The organism is Nocardia sp. NPDC059228 (assembly GCF_042754245.1).
GTDB lineage: Bacteria > Actinomycetota > Actinomycetes > Mycobacteriales > Mycobacteriaceae > Nocardia.
In genome coordinates, this window is the sequence record NZ_JBHZAL010000033.1 from 47,070 (window position 1) to 65,220 (window position 18,151).

Below are 18,151 nucleotides of genomic sequence, written 5' to 3' on the forward strand. Positions count from 1 at the left end.
GTCGGGTTTCCGGTCACCGCGCGTACCTCACGACCGTGCGCTGGCGGCCCAGATCGAGGACACCATCGTCGGTCCCGATGGTCGCCTCGACCACATCGCCGTCCTGGAGGTACTTCGGATTCTTGGCCTGGCCCTCGAAGAACAGCTTCCACTTCAGCTTCGGCGGCAGCAGCGACGCGATGATCTCGACCGGCTTCGGCGGAGCGCTGAGCGCGGTGCCGATCGGAGTTCCGGTCAGCAGCAGGTCTCCGGCGTCCATGCGCTGGAACCGGCTCAAGGCCCGCAGCGTCTCGACCGGCCGGTAGATCATGTCGGCGACCGTCATGTCCTGGCGCACTCGGCCGTTCACCCACAGCCGGAGGCGCAGATCGGTGAATCGCTTGATTTCATCGGCGTCCAGCAGCACCAGCGCGGGGCCGGCGGGCGTGAAGGTCGGATACGACTTCGCCTCGTAGAACTGAGTTTTCGGCAACTGCACGTCCCGGGCCGACACGTCGTTCGTCACGACCAGTCCCGCGATGTAGTCGCCGAGGGACTCATCGTCGATCTGAGCGCCGACCGGCATCTCGCGGCCGAACACCAGGCCGATCTCCACCTCGTAGTCCAGCAACTTCACGTGCGCGGGCCGGATCACGTCGTCGTAGGGGCCGCTGATCGATCCGGAGCTCTTGCGGAAGAAGGTCAGCGGCACGGTCTCGGGGTTCATCCCCGAGTCCTTCACATGGGATGCGAAGTTCGTCATCTGCGCGACGACCCGACACGGTGCGGTCACCGGAGAGATCAGCGAAAGACCTTCGACCGGAACAAGATCCGGGCTCGCGGCGGCCGCGGCGATCGCTGCCCGATCCGCCAGCAGTTCGCGCGTGGTGGTCGCGACGGTATCGACGCGCGCCGCACCGGCGGGTGTCCGGACCCACCAGGCGTCCGCGGTACGGAGAACGGAAATGCTCATGAGTTGGCTACTTTCAGCAGGCCGCGCAGGCGGCGGAGATCGAATTCGTTGTCCTCGCGCAGCGCGTCGAGGATCGAGCGCACTTCCCTGAGCGATTCCCGCCCAGGGGAGAGTCCCAGGAAATCCTTGGTGGCGGGCGGCCCCCACTGCGCCAGACCCGACGCGCTCATCGGCGCCCAGCCCGGTTCGAGGGTGCAGTCGAACATGTCGCCGTCACTGAAATGCTCGACCATGAAACCGTCGGGATCCCGCCAGTAGTCGAAGATCTGGCTGCCCTGAATGTGGCGTCCGATTCCCCACGACCGCTGATAGCCGTGGTCGAGGAGATACTCGCCGCCGGCGGCGAGCGCATCCAGATCGGCGACCTGGTAGGCGGAGTGCACATATCGGTTGGACGGCCCGAGGGTGAGCGCCAGCGTGTGATGGTCGGCCGGAGTCGCGCCGCGGTCGCAGCGAATGAAGCTCATCACCGGCCCGCGTTCCCGCTGCCCCGGATAGAAGAGGAAGTCGCTGACGATCAGGCCCAGATGGCGCAGGTACCAGTCGAGAGTCTCCCGGTACCTGGTGGTCTGCACGACGACATGGCCGAGGCGCTGCACCTGCGCCGGAACCCGGGGCGGCCGCTGGGTGGCATTGACACGCAGTATCTCGTGCCCGTTGTTGAACACCTGCGTCTGCTGCGCGGGCAGCCCGGGCAGTTCGTGGGTGTCGGCGACGACTCGGACCCGCAGCCCGCTCGGATCCACCAGATCGAGACCCAGCCCGCCGATCGACTCCGGCAGCGGCTGCGGCCGCCGACCGGTTTCCTCGCCCAGGCGCAGCAGATCGCCGGTCTCGGCGGCCCGGAAAGCCGGGCCGACGAAGCGGGAACGATCACCGCGCCGCACCAGCACACAGGGCGACCCGGCGTCGGATCCGCGCAGGTGCAATTCTTCGGCTGTCCGCGCCGCGATGGTGAAACCGAAAGCGCGAGAGAAGATCTCGGCATGTTCCAGGTCGGGCTTCTGGAATTCCAGCCAGGCCAGATCGAGCACCTTCACCACCGGATTGCGGGCGCGGCCGGGGTGCTCACCCCGCACTGCGCCCTGCTCACTGTGCAGGCCGTTGTGCACGTCGTGCTGTCCGCTCATCGACCGCTCCCTTCAGGTTCTGACGATATCGTCACTCACGAACCAATAGTCAGTCAAGACCTTCTGAAAATTTCGTCAGAACTGACCCAGAGCGCTATGCTGGGCGGCCTACGGTGTCAGGGAAGAGGTGGACAGTGATGGTCACGCAATCCGGGCAACCCAATCGCCTGGAGCGCCGGAAGGCGCGTACCCGCGCGGCGCTCGTGAGGGCGGCGCAATCGTTCCTCGCGGCCGGCAAGCTCAGCGTGCCGATCCTGGAGATCACCCAGGCCGCCGACGTCGGGATGGGGTCGTTCTACAACCATTTCCAAACCCGCGAAGAACTGTTCGAGGCCGCGGTCGAGGAAGCGCTCGATCTGTACGGCGTCGTGCTCGACACCCTCTGCGAAAACCTCGACGATCCGGCGCAGGTCTTCGCCCAGAGCTTCCGGCTCACCGGGCGCCTGCACCGCCGCAACCCGATGCTCAGCAAGGTCCTGATCAACAACGGCCTGCAGCTGGCGCGCTCCGAGAAGGGCCTGGCCCCCCGCGCCCGGCGCGATATCGAGGCCGGCGTCCGCGCCGGACGATTCGACGCCCGCGATACCGAGCTGGCCATGACCATCGTCACCGGCGCCGCCATCTGCCTCGGCCAGCTCCTGCACGAGCGGCCCGAACGCGACGACGCCGAGGCGACCGATCAGGTCGCCGAAGACCTGCTGCGCATGTTCGGACTCTCCGCGGATGACGCGCACGAGATCTGCGGGCGTCCTCTGCCATCCCTCGACGCACTGCCGCACACCGACACCGCGGCCTGAACACGCGCTTCGGAATCGCGCACCGCGCACGCGACGAATTGGGGTGTGGATGCCTTACGTGCCGCCCCGGGGGGCTCACTGCGGCTTGCGAACCAGGGGCACTCGCCGGCGCCGACGACGGGCCTGCACCGGTTTCGGCCGGCGAGGGCGGCCGTAGCGCAGCAACTCCATCAACAAATCCTCCGCCGCGCGATACCGCGGGATGTCGACCCAGAGCCGCCACACGACCTCGGGATCACCGCGCTCCAGCACCGCCGTGCGCACAGGCAGGACGTAGGCTGCGATTCCCGCGTCGATCAGCGCGAAGAGCACTCGGTACACCTGTGACTCGGCCAAGTCGGCGAGGACGGCCCACGAGTGTGAGTTCAGCCCATTGGCCAATCCGCGGGCGGGAACCCAGTGCGGAGTGCTGCGCGAGCCTGACCACGGATCGGGAACCTCACGTGCCGTGGTCATCGCGCCCAGCCGTTCACGGGATGCCTGTAGACCGAACCGGTCAGTCCCGCTTCATCATCTCGTAGATTCGCTTGCAGTCCGGGCAGACCGGGGAGCCGGGCTTGGCGGAACGGGTGACCGGGAAGACCTCGCCGCAGAGGGCGACCACGTGGGTGCCCATGACCGCGGATTCGGCGATCTTTTCCTTCTTGACGTAGTGGAAGACCTTGGGAGTGTCGTTGTCGGTCGACTCGTCGGTAGTCTCGTCCGGACGGACCAGGGTGTCTGCGCTCACGGTTCAATCATGCCAGGTCGGCCTGTCGCGGGGCGGGCGGCGTGTGCATCCGACGCGCGGTAGTGGAAGACTCGGGGTATGCAGCGTGACGGCGAATCCCAGGCCGACGGCATGAGCGGTGAGGATCGCCCGGACGTCGAGTTCCATCCCGCCGGTTCCATCCCGAAGCCACCGCGTCAGTCGCAGGGCTACTTCCCGGGCGAGGAGCGACAGCATCCGGCGCTGATCACCGAGGCCGCGCCCTCGCTGGAGCAGCAGCATCGCGACCGGGTGCGGCGGTACATCACCATCATGTCGTTGCGCATCCCATGCCTGATCGGCGCGGCCGTCGCCTACAGCGTGTGGCACAGCTGGTGGCTGTCGCTCCTCATCATCGGCGTTTCCATCCCACTGCCCTGGATCGCGGTCCTCATCGCCAACGACCGCCCGCCCCGCACCAAGGACGAGCCGAGCCGCTGGGACGGACGACGCGATCAGATCGCGCTGGAGTCGAACCCGCACAAGGCAATCGACGGCTGATCCGCCGTTTCACCACCGGCTCGCGGAATCAGCGGGCCGAGGGGCGAATTCCCGCGGAGAGAAGAGCCGCCAGCCCGCACAGCCCGCCCGCGATGAACCAGGCCATGGTGTAGCTGCCCTGCACGTCGCGGATGACGCCCGCACCGAAAGCGGCCAGGGCGGCGCCGATCTGGTGGGAGGCGAAGACCCAGCCGAAGGCGACGGGTCCGTCCGCGCCGAAGTGGGCGCGGCACAGGGCGACCGTGGGCGGGACGGTGGCGATCCAGTCGAGGCCGTAGAAGATGATGAAGGCCCACATGCTGGGGTGTACGTCGGGTCCGAAGAGGATCGGCAGGAACAGCAGTGAGATGCCGCGCAGCGAGTAGTAGGCGACCAGCAGGTAGCGGGAGTCGACGCGGTCGGTGAGCCAGCCGGAGGCGATGGTGCCGGCGACATCGAAGATGCCCACCGTCGCCAGCAATCCGGCCGCGGTGGTGGCGGGCATGCCGTGATCGTGGGCGGCACTCACGAAGTGGGTGCCGATCAGGCCGTTGGTGGATGCGCCGCAGATGGCGAAACCGCCTGCCAGCAGCCAGAACACGGGCTTGCGGACAATGGTCGCCAGCACCGTCACCGCGCGGGCCGCGCCACCCGGCGCCGAGGTGCGCAGTCCGACCCCGCTGCCCGGCTCGGCGCCGTAGGCCCGCACCCCGGCGTCGCTGGGGAAATCGCGGATGAACAGCAGCACCAGCGGCACCACCGCCAGCGCCGTCGCCGACACCACGAGAGACGGTGTGCGCCAGCCGTGATCGCGGGCCAGGCTCGCGATCAGCGGCAGGAAGACCAGCTGCCCGGTCGCGCCCGCGGCGGTGAGCACGCCGGTCACCAGGCCGCGATGCTTCACGAACCAGCGCCCGGTGATGGTGGCCACGAACGGCATGGACATCGAGCCCACGCCGACGCCCACCAGCAGGCCCCAGGTCGCCATGAGCTGCCACGGCCGGGTCATGAACACCGTCAGTCCGCTGCCCGCGGCGATCAGCACCAGCGCGCACGCCACCACCCGGCGAATACCGAAGCGATCCATGAGCGCCGCCGCGAACGGCGAGATCAAGCCGTACAGCAGCACATTCACCGACACCGCCGCGCCGATGGTGCCGTGCGACCAGCCGAACTCCTCGTGCAGCGGGTCCATGAGCACACCGGGCACCGAGCGGAAGCCGGCCGCGCCCAGCAGCGCGATGAAGCCCACCACCGCCACGATCCACGCCGGATGCAGTCCCGCCCGCGCCGACGACTGCACCGCGACGGTGCCGCGCTGCGCAGGACTGCCCGTGTCCGGGCCGGGCTGTGCCGAACCGATCACGCCGGAACCGAGCGATGCCGAATCGCCCCCGTCCTGGCCTGATCCCGGACCACCCGCGGACAGGGCCGCGGGTGCGGCCAATGGGCTTGCGTCGTGGGGTGATTCCCGGCCGAGATCGTCCTTCAGTTCGCTCACCCGATCGAGGGTGACCGAAAAGCCCTTCCGCCACGAGTGGCCAGAATGCCACAATGCGTCAAGATCCAGCCATCACGAGAGGAGCATCGTGCCGACACCCCATCTGGTCGCCGTCCTCATCCTGGAACCGACCGTCGGCTTCGACATGTCGATCCCGCCCGTGGTGCTCGGCGCCGCCGCCGACGAGGACGGGAACCCGCTGTACGAGGTGCACACCTGTGGCGTCAAAGCCGGCGGCGTGGCCGCCACCGGCGGATACACCGTCATCCCGGAATTCGGCCCCGAGCTGCTGGCCCGGGCCGACACCGTGATCGTGCCCGGCACCCGCATCACCCAGCCGCGGCGGGAGGGCACGCTGCCACCCCGGGTGGCCGAGGCGCTGGCCACCATCCGGCCGGACGCCCGCATCGTCTCCATCTGCACCGGCGCGTTCGTGCTCGGCGCGGCGGGCCTGCTGGACGGCCGCCGCGCCACCACCCACTGGCAGTTCGCCGACCGGTTCCGCGCCCTCTACCCGAGGGTTCTCCTCGATGAGAACCTGCTGTTCGTGCAGGACGGAAACATCTGGTCCTCAGCGGGATTGGCGGCCGGCATCGACCTGTGCCTGGATCTGATCCGCACCGATCACGGCAGCGCCGCCGCCAATGGCGCGGCCCGCTACTGCGTGGTACCGCCCTGGCGTGACGGCGGGCAGTCGCAGTTCATCGAGCGGCAGGTCCCGGAGTCGGGCAGCGAGGGCACCGCGCCCACCCGCCGCTGGGCGCTGGACCGCCTGGACCGGGAGCTGGACCTGAACTCCCTTGCCGCGCATGCTCATATGAGCGTGCGCACCTTCACCCGCCGGTTCAAGGCCGAGACCGGCATGGCGCCGGGCGCGTGGATCCTGCAGCAGCGGGTCCGGCACGCCCGGCACCTGCTGGAGACCACCGACCTGACCGTGGACGAGGTGGCGCGCAGCGCGGGCATGGGCACCTCCGCCTCGCTGCGCCACCACATGCGCCTGGAGCTGGGCGTGCCGCCGCTGACCTACCGCAAGACCTTCCGCAAGCGCGAAACCCTGGAGACAGCATGACGATTCGCTGGATGTGGGCCTTCCTGGACCGTCCCGCCGCAGATTTCGACGACAGCGCCCGGTTCTGGACCACGGTCACCGGCACCGAGCTCTCGGCGCCACGGGGTGAACGCGACGAATTCGTCACGCTGCTACCGGATTCCGGGGCCGCGACGGTCAAGATGCAGGCGATCGAGGGCCCCGCACGCGTGCATCTGGACCTCGACGTCGACGATGTCGGCGCGGCCACCGAGCGCGCCCAGCAGCTGGGCGCCACCCTCGCCGCGGACTACATCCTCACCTCGCGCATCGGGTACGCCGTCCTGCACTCCCCCGCCGGAATGCCCTTCTGCTTCACGCCTTTCCGCGACTCCGCGGGCCCGCTCATCCCGACCGTGACCGGCCCCGCCGGCGACCGCAGCCGGCTCGACCAGATCTGCCTCGACATCGGCGCGAGCGACTACGAGACCGAGGCCCGCTTCTGGACCGACCTGACCGAATGGTCCTGGCGGCCCAGCACCCTGCCGGAATTCGCCCGCCTCTCCGCGCGTCCCGGCCTCCCGATCGACCTGCTGCTGCAACGCCTCGGCGACGACCGCCCCACGTCGGCGCACCCGGATATCGCCTGCACCGACATCGAGGCGACGGCGACCTGGCACGAGCGGCTGGGCGCACACCGCGCCGAACTCGGCAAGCACTGGATCGTCATGACGGACCCCGCCGGCCAGCCCTATTGCCTGACCGGCCGCCGGCCGGCCTGAGGCGCGGGATCGCCGAAACCCCCGCGTGCTTCGAGGCTCCTCGGAGCCGGGAAGCACGCAGGGGCTTCGACGTAGCCGGTCGGGCTACTTGCGCTCGGTCTGCGGCTGGCGGCGGGCCGCTTCGCCGGAGTTGGCCAGCGCCTCGAGATCCTCGAGGAACTTCTCGATGCTGTCGGCCCGAGCCTGGGGCGAACCGATCTGCTCGCGCACCTTCTCCTCGGTGAGGGCGAGCATGGCGGCGGCCAGATCCTGCTCCAGGTCGCGGATCATCTGCCTGCGGTACTGCAGGATCTGATCGCGGCCCTGCTTGCGCACCCGCTCGACCTCGGCCGCGGCGGCCTCGCGCATCTGCAGGATGATGCGGTCGGCGTCGGCCCGGGCCTCTTCGCGCATGCGGTCGAGTTCGGCCTGTGCCTCGGCGACGGCATTGTCGTAGGCAGCCTTGGCGGCGGCCAGTCGCTGCGCCGCCGCCTCGCTCTCCTCGAGTTGCCGCCGGATCTGGTCCTGAGCGTTGTTCATGATCCTCTTCACCGGTGGCACAACGTATTTCACGAAGAACCACACGATGACAGCGAAGCCGAACAGCTGGCTGAAGAAGACGGGCCAATCGAAGGTGATGTTGTAAATACCCTCGGCGAGATGGGTATCGGTGAGGATCATGCGGACCCCCGTCCTCTCTGCTGGCCCGCGCTGGTCCGGGCACGATCGTTCCCGCCCAGGACCCGGCCGGCCAGGTCCTGAGCGAGTGGTTCGACGGCTTCGCGTAGTTCGGCGGCGACCTGGTCGGCCTCGGCGCGGAGGTGCGCCGTGGACTCGGCCACGATCTGGTCGGCCTCTTTCTGTGCCTCGCCGCGCATTTCCTCGAGGATCGCGCGCCCTTGGGCCCGGGCCTGGTTGCGGATGTCGGCCGCTTCCGTACGGGCTTTCTCGAGCGCGGACTCGTAGCGCGCCTCGGCTTCGGCGAAGGTTTCGCTGGCTTCCTTGGCGGTCGCCGTCGTGACCTCGACACGTGCCTCCCGCTCCGCCAGCACCTTTCGTATGGGCGGAACCACGAAGAACCAGATGACTCCGAGCACGATCAGGAAGATCAATAACTCAGCGAAGAAGGTGCCGTTGGGAACCAGGAAGTTCCCCGCGGCCTCCACATCCGTTCTGGGAGACATGATGACGTCTACTTACCGGGAGTAGCGAATACGAACAATGCCATGAACGCTAGATTGATGAAGTACGCCGCTTCGACCAGACCCACGGTCAGGAAGAAGTTCACGCGCAGGCGGCCCTCCGCCTCCGGCTGCCGGGTGACGCCGTTGATCAGAGCGGCACCGGCCAGACCGTCACCGATACCCGCGCCGATGGCACCGCCCGCCAGAATGATGCCGCCGCCGATGAGAGCGCCCTGGACGATACTCGCGGTTGCTGGGTCTGCCATTTTTCACTTCCTTTGACAAAGGGTTATAGCGCTGAACAGCTGAAGCCGCTCAGTGGTTTTCACTCTCCAGCGACATCGACTGGCTGAAGTAGAGGATGGTCAGCAGGGCGAAGATGAATGCCTGAATGGCTCCGACGAACAGGTCGAAGAGCTTCCAGATGGCATTCGGGCCCCAGCTGATCCAGAAGGGGAACAACGTGATCACCGAAACCATGACGCCGCCCGCGAACATGTTGCCGAAAAGTCGCAACGAGAGCGACAGCGGTTTGGCGATTTCCTCGACCACATTGATGAAAACCATCGGGCCCCAGCCGGTGTGGCCCTTCAGCAACTGTTTCACGTGCCCACCCGGGCCGCGCCGCCATGCGCCCGCGGCGTGATAGAGCAGGAACACGAACAACGCGAGCGACAGCGTGAAATTGAAATCGGACGCCGGCGGCGCGATCAATTCCCCCGAACCGTACTGAACGGGCAAGACGGACAACCAGTTCGAGAGCAGGATGAAGGTGAACAGCGTGACCGCCAGCGGCAGCACGAACGGCGCGACCTTCATGCCGATGGCCGTCTCCACCTGGCTGCGCATCTGGACCGTGATGGTCTCGAAGAACAGCTGCACCCCGTTGGGCACCCCGGAGGTGAGCTTCACCCGCAGGTAGAAGGCCAGGCCCAGCACGATCAGCGCAGCCACCCCCGTGGACACGATGGTGTCCACATTGAAGGTCATGCCCAGCAGATGCGCCTGGGCGTGGTCGCCGACATGGATCTTGGACTCCCCCGAGGAATCCTCGGCGGCCAGCAGCGCCGGCGCCGACGAATGGGCGAGGGAAGCGACGGGAATGCTCATGACTGCTGTCGAAGCCCTTTCACCTCGGGCAGAGCGGTATGGAGTACCAGAATCAGCTGAAAGACCGCCAGCCCGAAGAAGATTCCGACGCCGTAGGGTCGGGTCAGGAATGCCACCACAATCGACAAAGCGGTCAAAATGAGCAGCCGCGACGCCGAGGACAGCGCCAGTTTCTGTTTGCTGGGTGTTTCCGCATCCGTGATGCGGACGATGGACATCCAGGTAAGCCGGGCGTTCACCCAGCCGAGCGTCAGACCGGTGGCCATGAAAACACCCAGCAACAATCGATCGAACGCCCCTGTGACCATCAATGCCAGTACGCCGAAAGCGATTGCAATAGCACTCGCTCTACGCATCCGTAGCCTGTTGAGGTCCAATACGACACCGCCTCGCCGTCATCCCACCTCGTAGTGGGGCCGTGCATGATCAATAGCATACACAGCCCAACCTCGTTGCGGGGCAGTATTTTTGATCTTCAAATTGTTGATCTTGAAATTCTGAAACGCTTTTCAGCGAACTTTCCGCCACTTTATTCGGACATCAGTGTTGCTCAGCCTTTTCCGCTCCGGTGCCGGTCAGCGACCGCACCTGCATCTCGGCGTACTTGGCGTCGTCACGTTCCTTCGACAGCACGGTCCCCAGCCAGCCCAGAGCGAACGAAACCGGGATGGACACCAGCCCCGGGTTGGCGAGCGGGAACCAGTGGAAGTCATGGGATTTGATCATCGCGGTGGGCGCTCCGGAGACCGCCGGAGAGAACACGATCAAGACGATCGTGACGGCCAATCCGCCATAGATGCTCCACAGTGCGCCGGCGGTGTTGAAGCGCCGCCAGAACAACGAATACAGAATGGTCGGTAGGTTTGCCGAGGCCGCCACCGCGAAGGCCAGCGCCACCAGGAACGCCACATTCTGATTCTTTGCCAGAATGCCGCCGACGATGGCCAGCGCCCCGATCACCACCGCGGTGATCCGCGCGACCCGCACCTCGCCGTCCCGGCTGTCGCCGTTCCCGCGCTTGATGACGTTGGCGTACACGTCATGGGCGAAAGACGCCGACGCGGTGATGGTCAGGCCCGCGACCACCGCCAGAATCGTCGCGAACGCCACGGCCGCAACGAATCCCAGCAGCACCGGCCCGCCCAGTTCCAGGGCCAGCAGCGGCGCGGCCGCGTTCTCCTTGCCCGGCGCCTTGGCGATCTTCTCCGGCCCCACCAGCGCGCCCGCGCCGTACCCGAGCACCAGCGTGAACAGATAGAAGACCCCGATCAGGCCGATCGCCCACACCACCGACCGGCGTGCCTCCCTGGCCGTCGGCACCGTGTAGAACCGCATCAGCACGTGCGGCAGCCCGGCCGTCCCCAGCACCAGGGCCAGTGCCAGGGAAAGGAAGTCGAGCTTGCTGGTGCCGTTCTTGCCGTACTTGAATCCCGGTTCCAGCAGCTTGGCGCCGGTCTTGCCACCATGGGTCACCGCGTCGTGCAGCAGGCTCGAGAAGTTGAAGTCGTAGCGCCCCAGCACCCACACCGTCATGGCCGCGGCCGCGCCGATCAGCAGCACCGCCTTGACGATCTGCACCCAGGTGGTGCCCTTCATACCGCCGACGAGCACGTAGACGATCATGATCGCGCCGACGACCGCGATCACCAGATTCTGCCCCGCCGAACCGGATACGCCCAGCAGCAGCGAGATCAGCACGCCCGCTCCGGCCATCTGCGCGAGTAGATAGAACAGGCTCACCGCCAGCGTGGAGGTGGCCGCCGCCGCCCGCACCGGCCGCTGCCGCATGCGGAAGGCCAGCACGTCACCGAGGGTGAATTTGCCGGTATTGCGGAGTAATTCGGCCACCAGCAGCAGCGCCAGCAGCCAGGCCACCAGGAAACCGATGGAATAGAGGAAGCCGTCGTAGCCGTACACCGCGATGGCCCCGGCGATGCCCAGGAAGCTGGCGGCCGATAGATAGTCGCCGGAGATGGCGATGCCGTTCTGTGGCCCGGAGAAGGCGCGCCCGGCGGCGTAATAGTCTGCGGCCGTGCGGTTGTCGCGGCTGGCCCACACCACGATGCCCAGCGTGATGACCACGAAGATCGCGAAGATGGTGATGTTGAGCCCGGGCCTGCTGCCCTCCACGGCCGCTGCCAGATACACGGTCATCGGGTCGGTCCTTCCAGTTCGGCGCGGATCTGCTCGGCCATCGGGTCGAGGGTGCGGTCGGCGTAGCGCACGTAGAGGCCGGTGATGACGAAGGTGGAAAGGAACTGCAGCAGGCCGAAGATCAGCCCGACGGTGATGTTCCCGCCCACCTTGTGCGACATGAAGTCGTGCGCGTAGTCGGCGAGCAGCGCATACAGCGCGTACCAGGCCAGGAACAGAGCGGTCATGGGGAAGACGAAGCGCCGGAAGCGATGCCGCAGGCGCTGGAACTCGGGGCTGTCGTAGACCTCGGTCCAGTCAGGATCCGGACTGCCGGTCTGGGATTCGGTCTGGGATTCAGTTGTCAACTGCGATACCTCCTGGTGATCCCGGTCACAGTAGCAACGAAGATGCTTGGGAGCGGGTCGAATAACTGCAGGTGAGATCGCAAATTCATCGATAAGTGAGCCGAAATTCATGGCGTCCGGCGGCCAGCTACCAACCGGTTTCCCCGCAATCCGATCGGGTGAACCGGGCCCGCTGCCGGATGCCCATCAGTAGCGGTGGCAGAGTTCGATGTCATGCCGACGAATCAGACGACCACCTCGTCCCTGCTCGCCGACCTCGCGCCCGATCTACGCGCGGCGCTGACCCGCGTCCGCTACGACGCGGACACCCTGCTCGAGGCGCTGGGCGACGCCGCCCACGCCGCCCTCGGCCGCGGCGAACCGGTCCCCGTCCGCCGCGCCGCCGCCGATCTCGGCGAGCTCGGCACCCTGGTGCGCCTGCTGCTGCTCGGCGATCCGGTCCCCGAACGTGAAGCGGCAGCGGCCCTTTCGCCGGTGAGCATCGACCGCGCCACCGCGGCGGGGCTGCTGGAGCGCGACGGCGACGAGGTCCGCGCCGCCCTGGATCTGCGTCCCCTCGATCTCGGCGAGGGCACCCGCTGGGTGCTGTCCGACCTCGACGACTCCATGCGCCGCCGCAGCCTCGACGCCGACCACGTGCTCGGCGTCGGCCACGCCTCGCTGTCGCTGCTGCGCGCCACCCCGACCCGACCGGTCGGCACCGTCCTGGATCTGGGCACCGGCTGCGGCGTGCAGGCCGTGCACGCCGCCGCCTATGGCCGCACCGTCACCGGCACCGACGTGAACAAGCGCGCCCTCTGGCTGGCCGAGGCCACCGCCGCGCTCAACGACCTCGATATCGAACTGCTGGAAGGCTCCTGGTTCGAACCGGTGGCCGGCCGCCGCTTCGACCAGGTGGTGGCCAATCCCCCGTTCGTGGTGGGCCCCGCCCGCGTCGAGCACACCTACCGCGACTCCGGCCTCGCCCTCGACGGCGCGAGCGAACTCGTCATCTCCGGCCTCCCGGACCTGCTGACCCCGGGCGGCACCGCGGCACTGCTCGCCTCCTGGGTGCACCTCGACGGCCAGGACTGGCGCAGCCGCGTCGCGAGCTGGCTGCCCGACCACGGTATCGACGCCTGGATCGTGCAGCGCGACATCGCCGATCCGGCCCTCTATGTCGGTACCTGGCTGCGCGACGCCGGGTTGGATCCGCGGGAGGCCGCCGCCCAGGCCCGCGCCGAACGCTGGCTCGACGCCTTCCGTGAGGCCGACGTCGAGGGCATCGGCTTCGGTTTCGTCTACCTGCGCGCCACCGACGGCCCGACCGAACTGCTCGCCGAGGACCTGACCCACCGCTTCGACGACCCGCTCGGCCCCGAGGCCATCGCCTATTTCGAGCGCTCGGCCTGGCTGCGCGCCGCAGCCGCCGATCCCGACCTCATCCTCGACTCGCGCTACCAGGTCGATCCGGCCACCGCGCTCGAACGCGTCTATCTCCCCGGCGACGCGGGCTGGGCGCAGGCGGTGGCGCGGCTGCACCGCGGCGACGGCCCGCGCTGGCAGCACGAGGTCGACGACACCACCGCCGCGCTGCTGGCCGGGATGCGCCCCGACGGTCTCCCCCTGCGCGAACTCCTCGAACTGCTGGCCTTCAGCGAAACCGGCGACGCCGCGACCCCCGACTTCGAGAGCGCGGCGATGACCGTGGTGGCCGGACTGATCCGGCACGGTCTCGTACACCCGCGCTGAGCGACGGCTCCCCCCCGCCGCCGGCCGCCGGGCCCGCCCCGGCGGCCGTCGGTATTTCCGCAGGAAACCGGCGCTGACGGGCGGTGAGGTCCGTCACGATCACATGTCGCCCAGATACCGATCCGGGCGGCCGCGGGAATGCGCCCGAGCCGCGATTCGTTCAACTACGTGCTCGAATCACTACGTGCGGGCAAGACCCGTACACACGTATTCGCTTGTCGCGTCAGGAAGTTCGGGCGCGGCGGTGGGCAACCACCCGGTCACCGAGGGTCGTCCGCCGGTGGCGCGTGTTCCCGGCGATGCGCGCTTCTCAGGAACTTCTCAGCCGTGCGCCGTAAAAACCGCAGATCAGGCGCGGTTTACCGGTGGTCTGGCGGGGAACTTTCCTGAAGTCGGGTCCGTTGAACGGAGCGAGACACCACCGACAGGAGGCAAGTCATGACAAGCCCCGCCACCACTGACGTGCGCACCAGCGAACAAGACCTCGACGCCCAGAGCCCCGCCGCCGACCTGGTACGTGTGTACCTGAACGGGATCGGTAAGACGGCGCTGCTGACGGCGGCCGACGAGGTCGAGCTGGCCAAGCGCATCGAGGCGGGCCTCTACGCTCAGCACCTGCTGGAGACGAGCAAGCGTCTGTCCGCCGCGAAGAAGAAGGATCTGGCGATCCTGGTTCGCGAGGGTCAGGCCGCCCGCCAGCACCTGCTGGAAGCGAACCTCCGCCTCGTGGTCTCCCTCGCCAAGCGCTACACCGGTCGTGGCATGCCGCTGCTGGACCTGATCCAGGAGGGCAACCTGGGTCTCATCCGCGCCATGGAGAAGTTCGATTACACCAAGGGCTTCAAGTTCTCGACCTACGCCACCTGGTGGATCCGTCAGGCCATCACCCGCGGTATGGCCGACCAGTCCCGCACCATCCGCCTCCCCGTCCATCTGGTCGAGCAGGTGAACAAGCTGGCCCGCATCAAGCGGGAACTGCACCAGCAGCTCGGGCGGGAGGCCACCGACGCGGAACTGGCCAACGAGTCGGGCATCCCGGTCGACAAGATCGCCGACCTGCTCGACCACAGCCGCGACCCGGTATCCCTGGACATGCCGGTCGGCAATGACGAAGAGGCCCCGCTGGGCGACTTCATCGAGGACTCCGAGGCCACCTCCGCCGAGAGCGCCGTCATCGCCGGTCTGCTGCACCGCGACGTGCGCAGCGTGCTGGCCACCCTCGACGAGCGCGAACAGCAGGTCATCCGCCTGCGCTACGGCCTCGACGACGGCCAGCCGCGCACCCTCGACCAGATCGGCAAGCTCTTCGGCCTGTCCCGCGAGCGCGTCCGCCAGATCGAGCGCGAGGTCATGTCCAAGCTCCGCAAGGGCGAGCGCGCCGACCGCCTGCGCGCCTACGCCAGCTAGTTCACACCCGTGGAGCCGGTCCCCCCGCCCGGCTCCGCACCCTCTGATCGTCGGGCCACTTTCGAGGCGCTGGCCCGATTCCGCCGGCCGATTCCGCTGCCCGAACGTCCCCTCCGGGCGGGCAGAGTCGGCCGGCGTTTCCATGTGCCGGGTCCTCCGATACGAATGCGGTTGCCGGGCCGCGGCTTCCGCATCCCCTGCGGCTCAGGGTCAGAGCCGGGTCAGGGGTTGGCAGGGGCTGGGGGCCGGAAGGTCGCCGCGGAAGTAGGCGGTGGGCGGGACGCCCATGAGGGAGCGGAAGTCGGCGGTCATATGGGATTGGTCGTAGTAGCCGGAGGCCGTGGCCACGTGTGACCACGGCGTATTGCCCGCGGCGGCCAGGACCTGACGAACCCGGGCGATGCGGGCATAGTGCTTGGGCGACACGCCGATTCCGGCGGCGAACAGATTGCGCAGCTGGCGTTCGGAGACGGCCAGGTTCGCGGCGAGTGCGGTGACCGGGCCGGCGGTGTCCATGGCGGCGACCGCCGAATCCAGCAGCCGACGGTGGTCGCGGCGAACCGAATCCTCCGAGAGGCGCTGCGGGAGCACGGCTTCCAGGAAGGGGGCGACCTCGTCGGGATCGAGCTCGAGCAGCCGGTCGGCCAGATCGGCGACCGGGCCGGGCAGGTCCGACAGCACGGCGATCCGGTCGGTCAGCTCGGCGGCAGCGATACCCAGCAGGGACCGGGACGCACCGGGAGCCAGCCGGATTCGGGTGCAGCCCGCGGCCGTGTCCGGGCTGGAGTAGGTGGCGCGGGTGCGCGGGCCCAGCACCCACGCGTCCCGGCGACCGGATTCCTCGGTGCGCAGCACAATCGAGGTGACCGCCTGGGGAATGTGGGTGAAGGCGGCGGACCCGGGGTGGACGGTCGGAATGTGGGCGATCTCGGTGATCCACGGACGCAGCGCTGCAGGCGGGGTCAGGCGGCGTTCGAGATCCTCGGCGGTCACGACGGGAGCCGGGGTTTGCGCAGTGGTCACCCGATCAACTCTAGGCAGCTTCGGCGCTCACGGGTGTGCCGGTTTTTCCTATAGCCGGACGGGGTGGGTCGGCAGGGTGATTCCCATGATCGTTATCACCGGTGCCACGGGCACCATTGGAAGTGAAGTCGTCCGGCAGCTGGCGGCGCGCGGGGTGAAAGTGCGCGCGGTGACCCGGAATCCGGAGAACGCCCAGGTCCCCGACGGCGTCGAGGTGGTGCGCGGCGACTACGCCGACACCGCGTCGATGGCCGCGGCCTTCAGCGGGGCCGAAGCCGCATTCCTGGTCGGGCTGCTCGGACCCGACTATGTCGAACTGGATCGCGCGCTGATCGAGGCGGCCCGCGACGCGGGCGTCCAGCGCCTGGTGAAGCTGTCCGCCATCGGCACCGGCGACCCCGATCTGGGCCGGGTCGGCACCTGGCACGCGCCCGGCGAGCGGGCGGTCCGGGACAGCGGCGTGGCGTGGACCATCCTGCGGCCCAGCAGTTTCGCGTCGAACACCCTGAGCTGGAGCGCAGCGATCAAGGCGGGGCAGCCGGTGCCGAATATGACCGGCACCGGCGCGCAGGGCGTGGTCGATCCGCGTGACGTCGCGGCGGTGGCGGTGGAAGCGCTGCTCTCCGACGCGCATTCGGGCCGGGTGCTCACGCTCACCGGCCCGGCCTGGCTGACCACGCGCGAGCAGGCCGACGTCCTCGCCGCCGCGCTCGGCAGCCCGATCGAGGTCACCGATATTCCGCACGACGCGGCACGCGAGTTCATGCTGGGGGCGGGCATGTCCGAGGAATTCGCGGCCGGCGCGCTGGCCGGTCAGGCCTACGTGGCCGCGGGCGCGAACGCCATCATCACCGGCGATGTCGAGCGGGTGCTCGGCCGCGCGCCGCGCGGCTACGCCGACTGGGTGCGCGACCACACCGACGCCTTCACGGCCTGACGTTCCCGCCCCGGCCGTTCCCGGGCCTACTCCGGGGTCTGCTGGACCGGCTCGGCGTCCGCGAGGACGGACTCCAGCCGGTCCAGCATGCCCTTCCAGCCGCCGCCCATGATGCTGCGCGCCCGCTGCATGACCGGATCCTCCGGATCGAAACCACGGTGGCTGAACAGGATTCGAGTTCCGTGCCCCTCCGGCCGCAGAGTCCAGCTGATCACCCAGCCACTGTCCCGATCGGACTTCGCGTCGTTCCAGCTGACGCTGAGCAGCTGTGGCGCAACGACTTCCAGCACCTCGCCGCGAATCTCGCCGGAGAAGTTCTGACCGGGCATCGGCCGGCTCCGCATCTCGAAGACCGTGCCCACCACCGGTTCGAAACCGATGGGCCGCATCATCCACTGCCCCATGAGTTCCGGCGTGGTGAGCGCGCGCCACACCTTCTCCGGCGGATGCGGGTAGTAGTGATCGAGTTCGATCGTGGTGATGTCGTCGGTCATCATCGGTCCTTCTCCTCGGGATCGTCGGGCATGGCGTCCAGCACCGCGCCCAGGTCGCGCAGCCGGGCCCGCCAGAACCGTTCGAACGGATCGAGCCAGGACTGCAAGTCGTGCAACGGTTCGGGTTCCACCCGGTAGAACCGCTGCCTGCCGCGCTTGTCCTCGGCCACCAGCCCGGCATCCCGCAGCACCTTCAAATGCTCCGACACACTGGGCCGCGCCATATCGAAGCGCTCCGCGATCACCTGCACCGACTGCTCCCCCTCGAGCAGCAGCTCGAGAATGTCGCGCCGGGTGGGATTGGCCAGCGCGCCGAACACCCGATCGGCGGTCCCGGACTTCAAGCGGTACGGCATGACCACAGA

The 18,151-nt window shown here is 68.2% G+C and carries 22 protein-coding genes; 7 read left to right on the forward strand and 15 right to left on the reverse strand.

Going from position 1 to position 18,151, the window contains the following annotated elements; all coding sequences use genetic code 11:
• Window positions 1–13: 13 nt before the first annotated feature.
• Together ACFXKA_RS34450 and ACFXKA_RS34455 are read right to left on the reverse strand one after the other, a co-directional pair.
• Window positions 14–952, reverse strand: coding sequence for a fumarylacetoacetate hydrolase family protein (locus tag ACFXKA_RS34450; RefSeq protein ID WP_379430507.1), 939 nt, complete (start codon window positions 950–952; stop codon window positions 14–16).
• A complete protein-coding gene (locus ACFXKA_RS34455) occupies window positions 949–2,082 on the reverse strand; it encodes a VOC family protein (RefSeq protein ID WP_379430508.1) in 1,134 nt (377 codons plus the stop codon). The genes ACFXKA_RS34450 and ACFXKA_RS34455 overlap by 4 nt, the downstream gene beginning before the upstream one ends.
• A 137-nt stretch (window positions 2,083–2,219) precedes the next feature.
• Between ACFXKA_RS34455 and ACFXKA_RS34460 the strand changes: the two genes are divergently transcribed.
• Window positions 2,220–2,879, forward strand: a complete 660-nt coding sequence (locus ACFXKA_RS34460) for a TetR/AcrR family transcriptional regulator (RefSeq protein WP_354837007.1) — start codon at window positions 2,220–2,222, stop codon at window positions 2,877–2,879.
• A gap of 75 nt (window positions 2,880–2,954) precedes the next feature.
• Here ACFXKA_RS34460 and ACFXKA_RS34465 read toward each other — a convergent pair whose 3' ends face one another.
• Together ACFXKA_RS34465 and ACFXKA_RS34470 are read right to left on the reverse strand one after the other, a co-directional pair.
• Window positions 2,955–3,191: a hypothetical protein gene (locus ACFXKA_RS34465; protein ID WP_379430509.1), complete on the reverse strand. Its 237-nt coding sequence runs from the start codon at window positions 3,189–3,191 to the stop codon at window positions 2,955–2,957.
• Window positions 3,192–3,375: 184 nt separating this feature from the next.
• Window positions 3,376–3,609, reverse strand: a complete 234-nt coding sequence (locus ACFXKA_RS34470) for a DUF3039 domain-containing protein (RefSeq protein WP_354837011.1) — start codon at window positions 3,607–3,609, stop codon at window positions 3,376–3,378.
• Window positions 3,610–3,687: 78 nt separating this feature from the next.
• On the opposite strand from ACFXKA_RS34470, the gene ACFXKA_RS34475 reads away from it, so the two are divergent.
• Window positions 3,688–4,128, forward strand: coding sequence for a DUF3099 domain-containing protein (locus tag ACFXKA_RS34475; protein WP_354837012.1), 441 nt, complete (start codon window positions 3,688–3,690; stop codon window positions 4,126–4,128).
• A gap of 28 nt (window positions 4,129–4,156) precedes the next feature.
• Here the strand turns inward: ACFXKA_RS34475 and ACFXKA_RS34480 are convergent, their stop codons facing one another.
• Complete coding sequence (locus ACFXKA_RS34480) at window positions 4,157–5,410, reverse strand: MFS transporter (protein WP_379430529.1); 1,254 nt, start codon at window positions 5,408–5,410, stop codon at window positions 4,157–4,159.
• 286 nt (window positions 5,411–5,696) lie between these two features.
• Between ACFXKA_RS34480 and ACFXKA_RS34485 the strand changes: the two genes are divergently transcribed.
• Both ACFXKA_RS34485 and ACFXKA_RS34490 read left to right on the forward strand, forming a co-directional pair.
• On the forward strand, window positions 5,697–6,680 hold the full coding sequence (locus tag ACFXKA_RS34485) for a GlxA family transcriptional regulator (RefSeq protein WP_379430510.1): 984 nt from the start codon (window positions 5,697–5,699) through the stop codon (window positions 6,678–6,680).
• Window positions 6,677–7,420, forward strand: a complete 744-nt coding sequence (locus tag ACFXKA_RS34490; RefSeq protein ID WP_379430511.1) for a VOC family protein — start codon at window positions 6,677–6,679, stop codon at window positions 7,418–7,420. Before ACFXKA_RS34485 ends, ACFXKA_RS34490 begins: the two co-directional genes overlap by 4 nt.
• An 84-nt stretch (window positions 7,421–7,504) precedes the next feature.
• On the opposite strand, the gene ACFXKA_RS34495 is transcribed toward ACFXKA_RS34490, so the two are convergent.
• From ACFXKA_RS34495 to ACFXKA_RS34525, 7 genes are all read right to left on the reverse strand, one after another.
• Window positions 7,505–8,080 carry a hypothetical protein gene (locus tag ACFXKA_RS34495; protein ID WP_354837018.1) on the reverse strand — a complete coding sequence of 192 codons (576 nt, stop codon included), beginning with the start codon at window positions 8,078–8,080 and terminating at the stop codon, window positions 7,505–7,507.
• Window positions 8,077–8,583, reverse strand: a complete 507-nt coding sequence (locus tag ACFXKA_RS34500; RefSeq protein WP_354837020.1) for a F0F1 ATP synthase subunit B — start codon at window positions 8,581–8,583, stop codon at window positions 8,077–8,079. Before ACFXKA_RS34500 ends, ACFXKA_RS34495 begins: the two co-directional genes overlap by 4 nt.
• Window positions 8,584–8,591: 8 nt before the next feature.
• Window positions 8,592–8,849: a F0F1 ATP synthase subunit C gene (locus tag ACFXKA_RS34505; RefSeq protein WP_040810042.1), complete on the reverse strand. Its 258-nt coding sequence runs from the start codon at window positions 8,847–8,849 to the stop codon at window positions 8,592–8,594.
• A gap of 49 nt (window positions 8,850–8,898) precedes the next feature.
• Window positions 8,899–9,693 carry a F0F1 ATP synthase subunit A gene (gene atpB, locus ACFXKA_RS34510; RefSeq protein WP_379430512.1) on the reverse strand — a complete coding sequence of 265 codons (795 nt, stop codon included), beginning with the start codon at window positions 9,691–9,693 and terminating at the stop codon, window positions 8,899–8,901.
• Window positions 9,690–9,959, reverse strand: a complete 270-nt coding sequence (locus ACFXKA_RS34515) for a hypothetical protein (protein WP_354837022.1) — start codon at window positions 9,957–9,959, stop codon at window positions 9,690–9,692. Before ACFXKA_RS34515 ends, atpB begins: the two co-directional genes overlap by 4 nt.
• Window positions 9,960–10,233: 274 nt before the next feature.
• Window positions 10,234–11,847 (reverse strand): cation acetate symporter, encoded by a 1,614-nt coding sequence (locus tag ACFXKA_RS34520; protein ID WP_379430513.1) that lies wholly within the window; start codon window positions 11,845–11,847, stop codon window positions 10,234–10,236.
• Window positions 11,844–12,194: a DUF485 domain-containing protein gene (locus tag ACFXKA_RS34525; RefSeq protein ID WP_379430514.1), complete on the reverse strand. Its 351-nt coding sequence runs from the start codon at window positions 12,192–12,194 to the stop codon at window positions 11,844–11,846. Before ACFXKA_RS34525 ends, ACFXKA_RS34520 begins: the two co-directional genes overlap by 4 nt.
• 213 nt (window positions 12,195–12,407) lie before the next feature.
• Between ACFXKA_RS34525 and ACFXKA_RS34530 the strand changes: the two genes are divergently transcribed.
• Together ACFXKA_RS34530 and ACFXKA_RS34535 are read left to right on the forward strand one after the other, a co-directional pair.
• The gene (locus tag ACFXKA_RS34530; RefSeq protein WP_354837028.1) at window positions 12,408–13,925 is read left to right on the forward strand and encodes a methyltransferase; all 1,518 of its coding nucleotides are present in this window, start codon (window positions 12,408–12,410) and stop codon (window positions 13,923–13,925) included.
• Between the two features lie 438 nt (window positions 13,926–14,363).
• On the forward strand, window positions 14,364–15,332 hold the full coding sequence (locus tag ACFXKA_RS34535) for a sigma-70 family RNA polymerase sigma factor (RefSeq protein ID WP_354837030.1): 969 nt from the start codon (window positions 14,364–14,366) through the stop codon (window positions 15,330–15,332).
• A gap of 210 nt (window positions 15,333–15,542) precedes the next feature.
• Here the strand turns inward: ACFXKA_RS34535 and ACFXKA_RS34540 are convergent, their stop codons facing one another.
• The gene (locus tag ACFXKA_RS34540) at window positions 15,543–16,355 is read right to left on the reverse strand and encodes a helix-turn-helix domain-containing protein (RefSeq protein ID WP_379430515.1); all 813 of its coding nucleotides are present in this window, start codon (window positions 16,353–16,355) and stop codon (window positions 15,543–15,545) included.
• 85 nt (window positions 16,356–16,440) lie between these two features.
• Here ACFXKA_RS34540 and ACFXKA_RS34545 point away from each other — a divergent pair, with 85 nt between their 5' ends.
• Complete coding sequence (locus tag ACFXKA_RS34545; protein ID WP_354837034.1) at window positions 16,441–17,292, forward strand: SDR family NAD(P)-dependent oxidoreductase; 852 nt, start codon at window positions 16,441–16,443, stop codon at window positions 17,290–17,292.
• Window positions 17,293–17,318: 26 nt separating this feature from the next.
• Here the strand turns inward: ACFXKA_RS34545 and ACFXKA_RS34550 are convergent, their stop codons facing one another.
• Together ACFXKA_RS34550 and ACFXKA_RS34555 are read right to left on the reverse strand one after the other, a co-directional pair.
• Window positions 17,319–17,789 (reverse strand): SRPBCC domain-containing protein, encoded by a 471-nt coding sequence (locus tag ACFXKA_RS34550; RefSeq protein ID WP_379430516.1) that lies wholly within the window; start codon window positions 17,787–17,789, stop codon window positions 17,319–17,321.
• Window positions 17,786–18,142 (reverse strand): metalloregulator ArsR/SmtB family transcription factor, encoded by a 357-nt coding sequence (locus tag ACFXKA_RS34555; RefSeq protein WP_354837038.1) that lies wholly within the window; start codon window positions 18,140–18,142, stop codon window positions 17,786–17,788. The genes ACFXKA_RS34550 and ACFXKA_RS34555 overlap by 4 nt, the downstream gene beginning before the upstream one ends.
• Window positions 18,143–18,151: the final 9 nt, after the last annotated feature.

Coding starts and splice junctions, on each gene's coding strand:
- atpB (WP_379430512.1), bottom strand. CDS start 9,693: ATGAGCATTCCCGTCGCTTCCCTCGCCCATTCGTCGGCGCCGGCGCTG.
- ACFXKA_RS34530 (WP_354837028.1), top strand. CDS start 12,408: ATGCCGACGAATCAGACGACCACCTCGTCCCTGCTCGCCGACCTCGCG.
- ACFXKA_RS34505 (WP_040810042.1), bottom strand. CDS start 8,849: ATGGCAGACCCAGCAACCGCGAGTATCGTCCAGGGCGCTCTCATCGGC.
- ACFXKA_RS34550 (WP_379430516.1), bottom strand. CDS start 17,789: ATGATGACCGACGACATCACCACGATCGAACTCGATCACTACTACCCG.
- ACFXKA_RS34475 (WP_354837012.1), top strand. CDS start 3,688: ATGCAGCGTGACGGCGAATCCCAGGCCGACGGCATGAGCGGTGAGGAT.
- ACFXKA_RS34460 (WP_354837007.1), top strand. CDS start 2,220: ATGGTCACGCAATCCGGGCAACCCAATCGCCTGGAGCGCCGGAAGGCG.
- ACFXKA_RS34490 (WP_379430511.1), top strand. CDS start 6,677: ATGACGATTCGCTGGATGTGGGCCTTCCTGGACCGTCCCGCCGCAGAT.
- ACFXKA_RS34520 (WP_379430513.1), bottom strand. CDS start 11,847: ATGACCGTGTATCTGGCAGCGGCCGTGGAGGGCAGCAGGCCCGGGCTC.
- ACFXKA_RS34545 (WP_354837034.1), top strand. CDS start 16,441: ATGATCGTTATCACCGGTGCCACGGGCACCATTGGAAGTGAAGTCGTC.
- ACFXKA_RS34450 (WP_379430507.1), bottom strand. CDS start 952: ATGAGCATTTCCGTTCTCCGTACCGCGGACGCCTGGTGGGTCCGGACA.
- ACFXKA_RS34515 (WP_354837022.1), bottom strand. CDS start 9,959: ATGGCCACCGGTCTGACGCTCGGCTGGGTGAACGCCCGGCTTACCTGG.
- ACFXKA_RS34455 (WP_379430508.1), bottom strand. CDS start 2,082: ATGAGCGGACAGCACGACGTGCACAACGGCCTGCACAGTGAGCAGGGC.
- ACFXKA_RS34495 (WP_354837018.1), bottom strand. CDS start 8,080: ATGATCCTCACCGATACCCATCTCGCCGAGGGTATTTACAACATCACC.
- ACFXKA_RS34500 (WP_354837020.1), bottom strand. CDS start 8,583: ATGTCTCCCAGAACGGATGTGGAGGCCGCGGGGAACTTCCTGGTTCCC.
- ACFXKA_RS34535 (WP_354837030.1), top strand. CDS start 14,364: ATGACAAGCCCCGCCACCACTGACGTGCGCACCAGCGAACAAGACCTC.
- ACFXKA_RS34555 (WP_354837038.1), bottom strand. CDS start 18,142: ATGCCGTACCGCTTGAAGTCCGGGACCGCCGATCGGGTGTTCGGCGCG.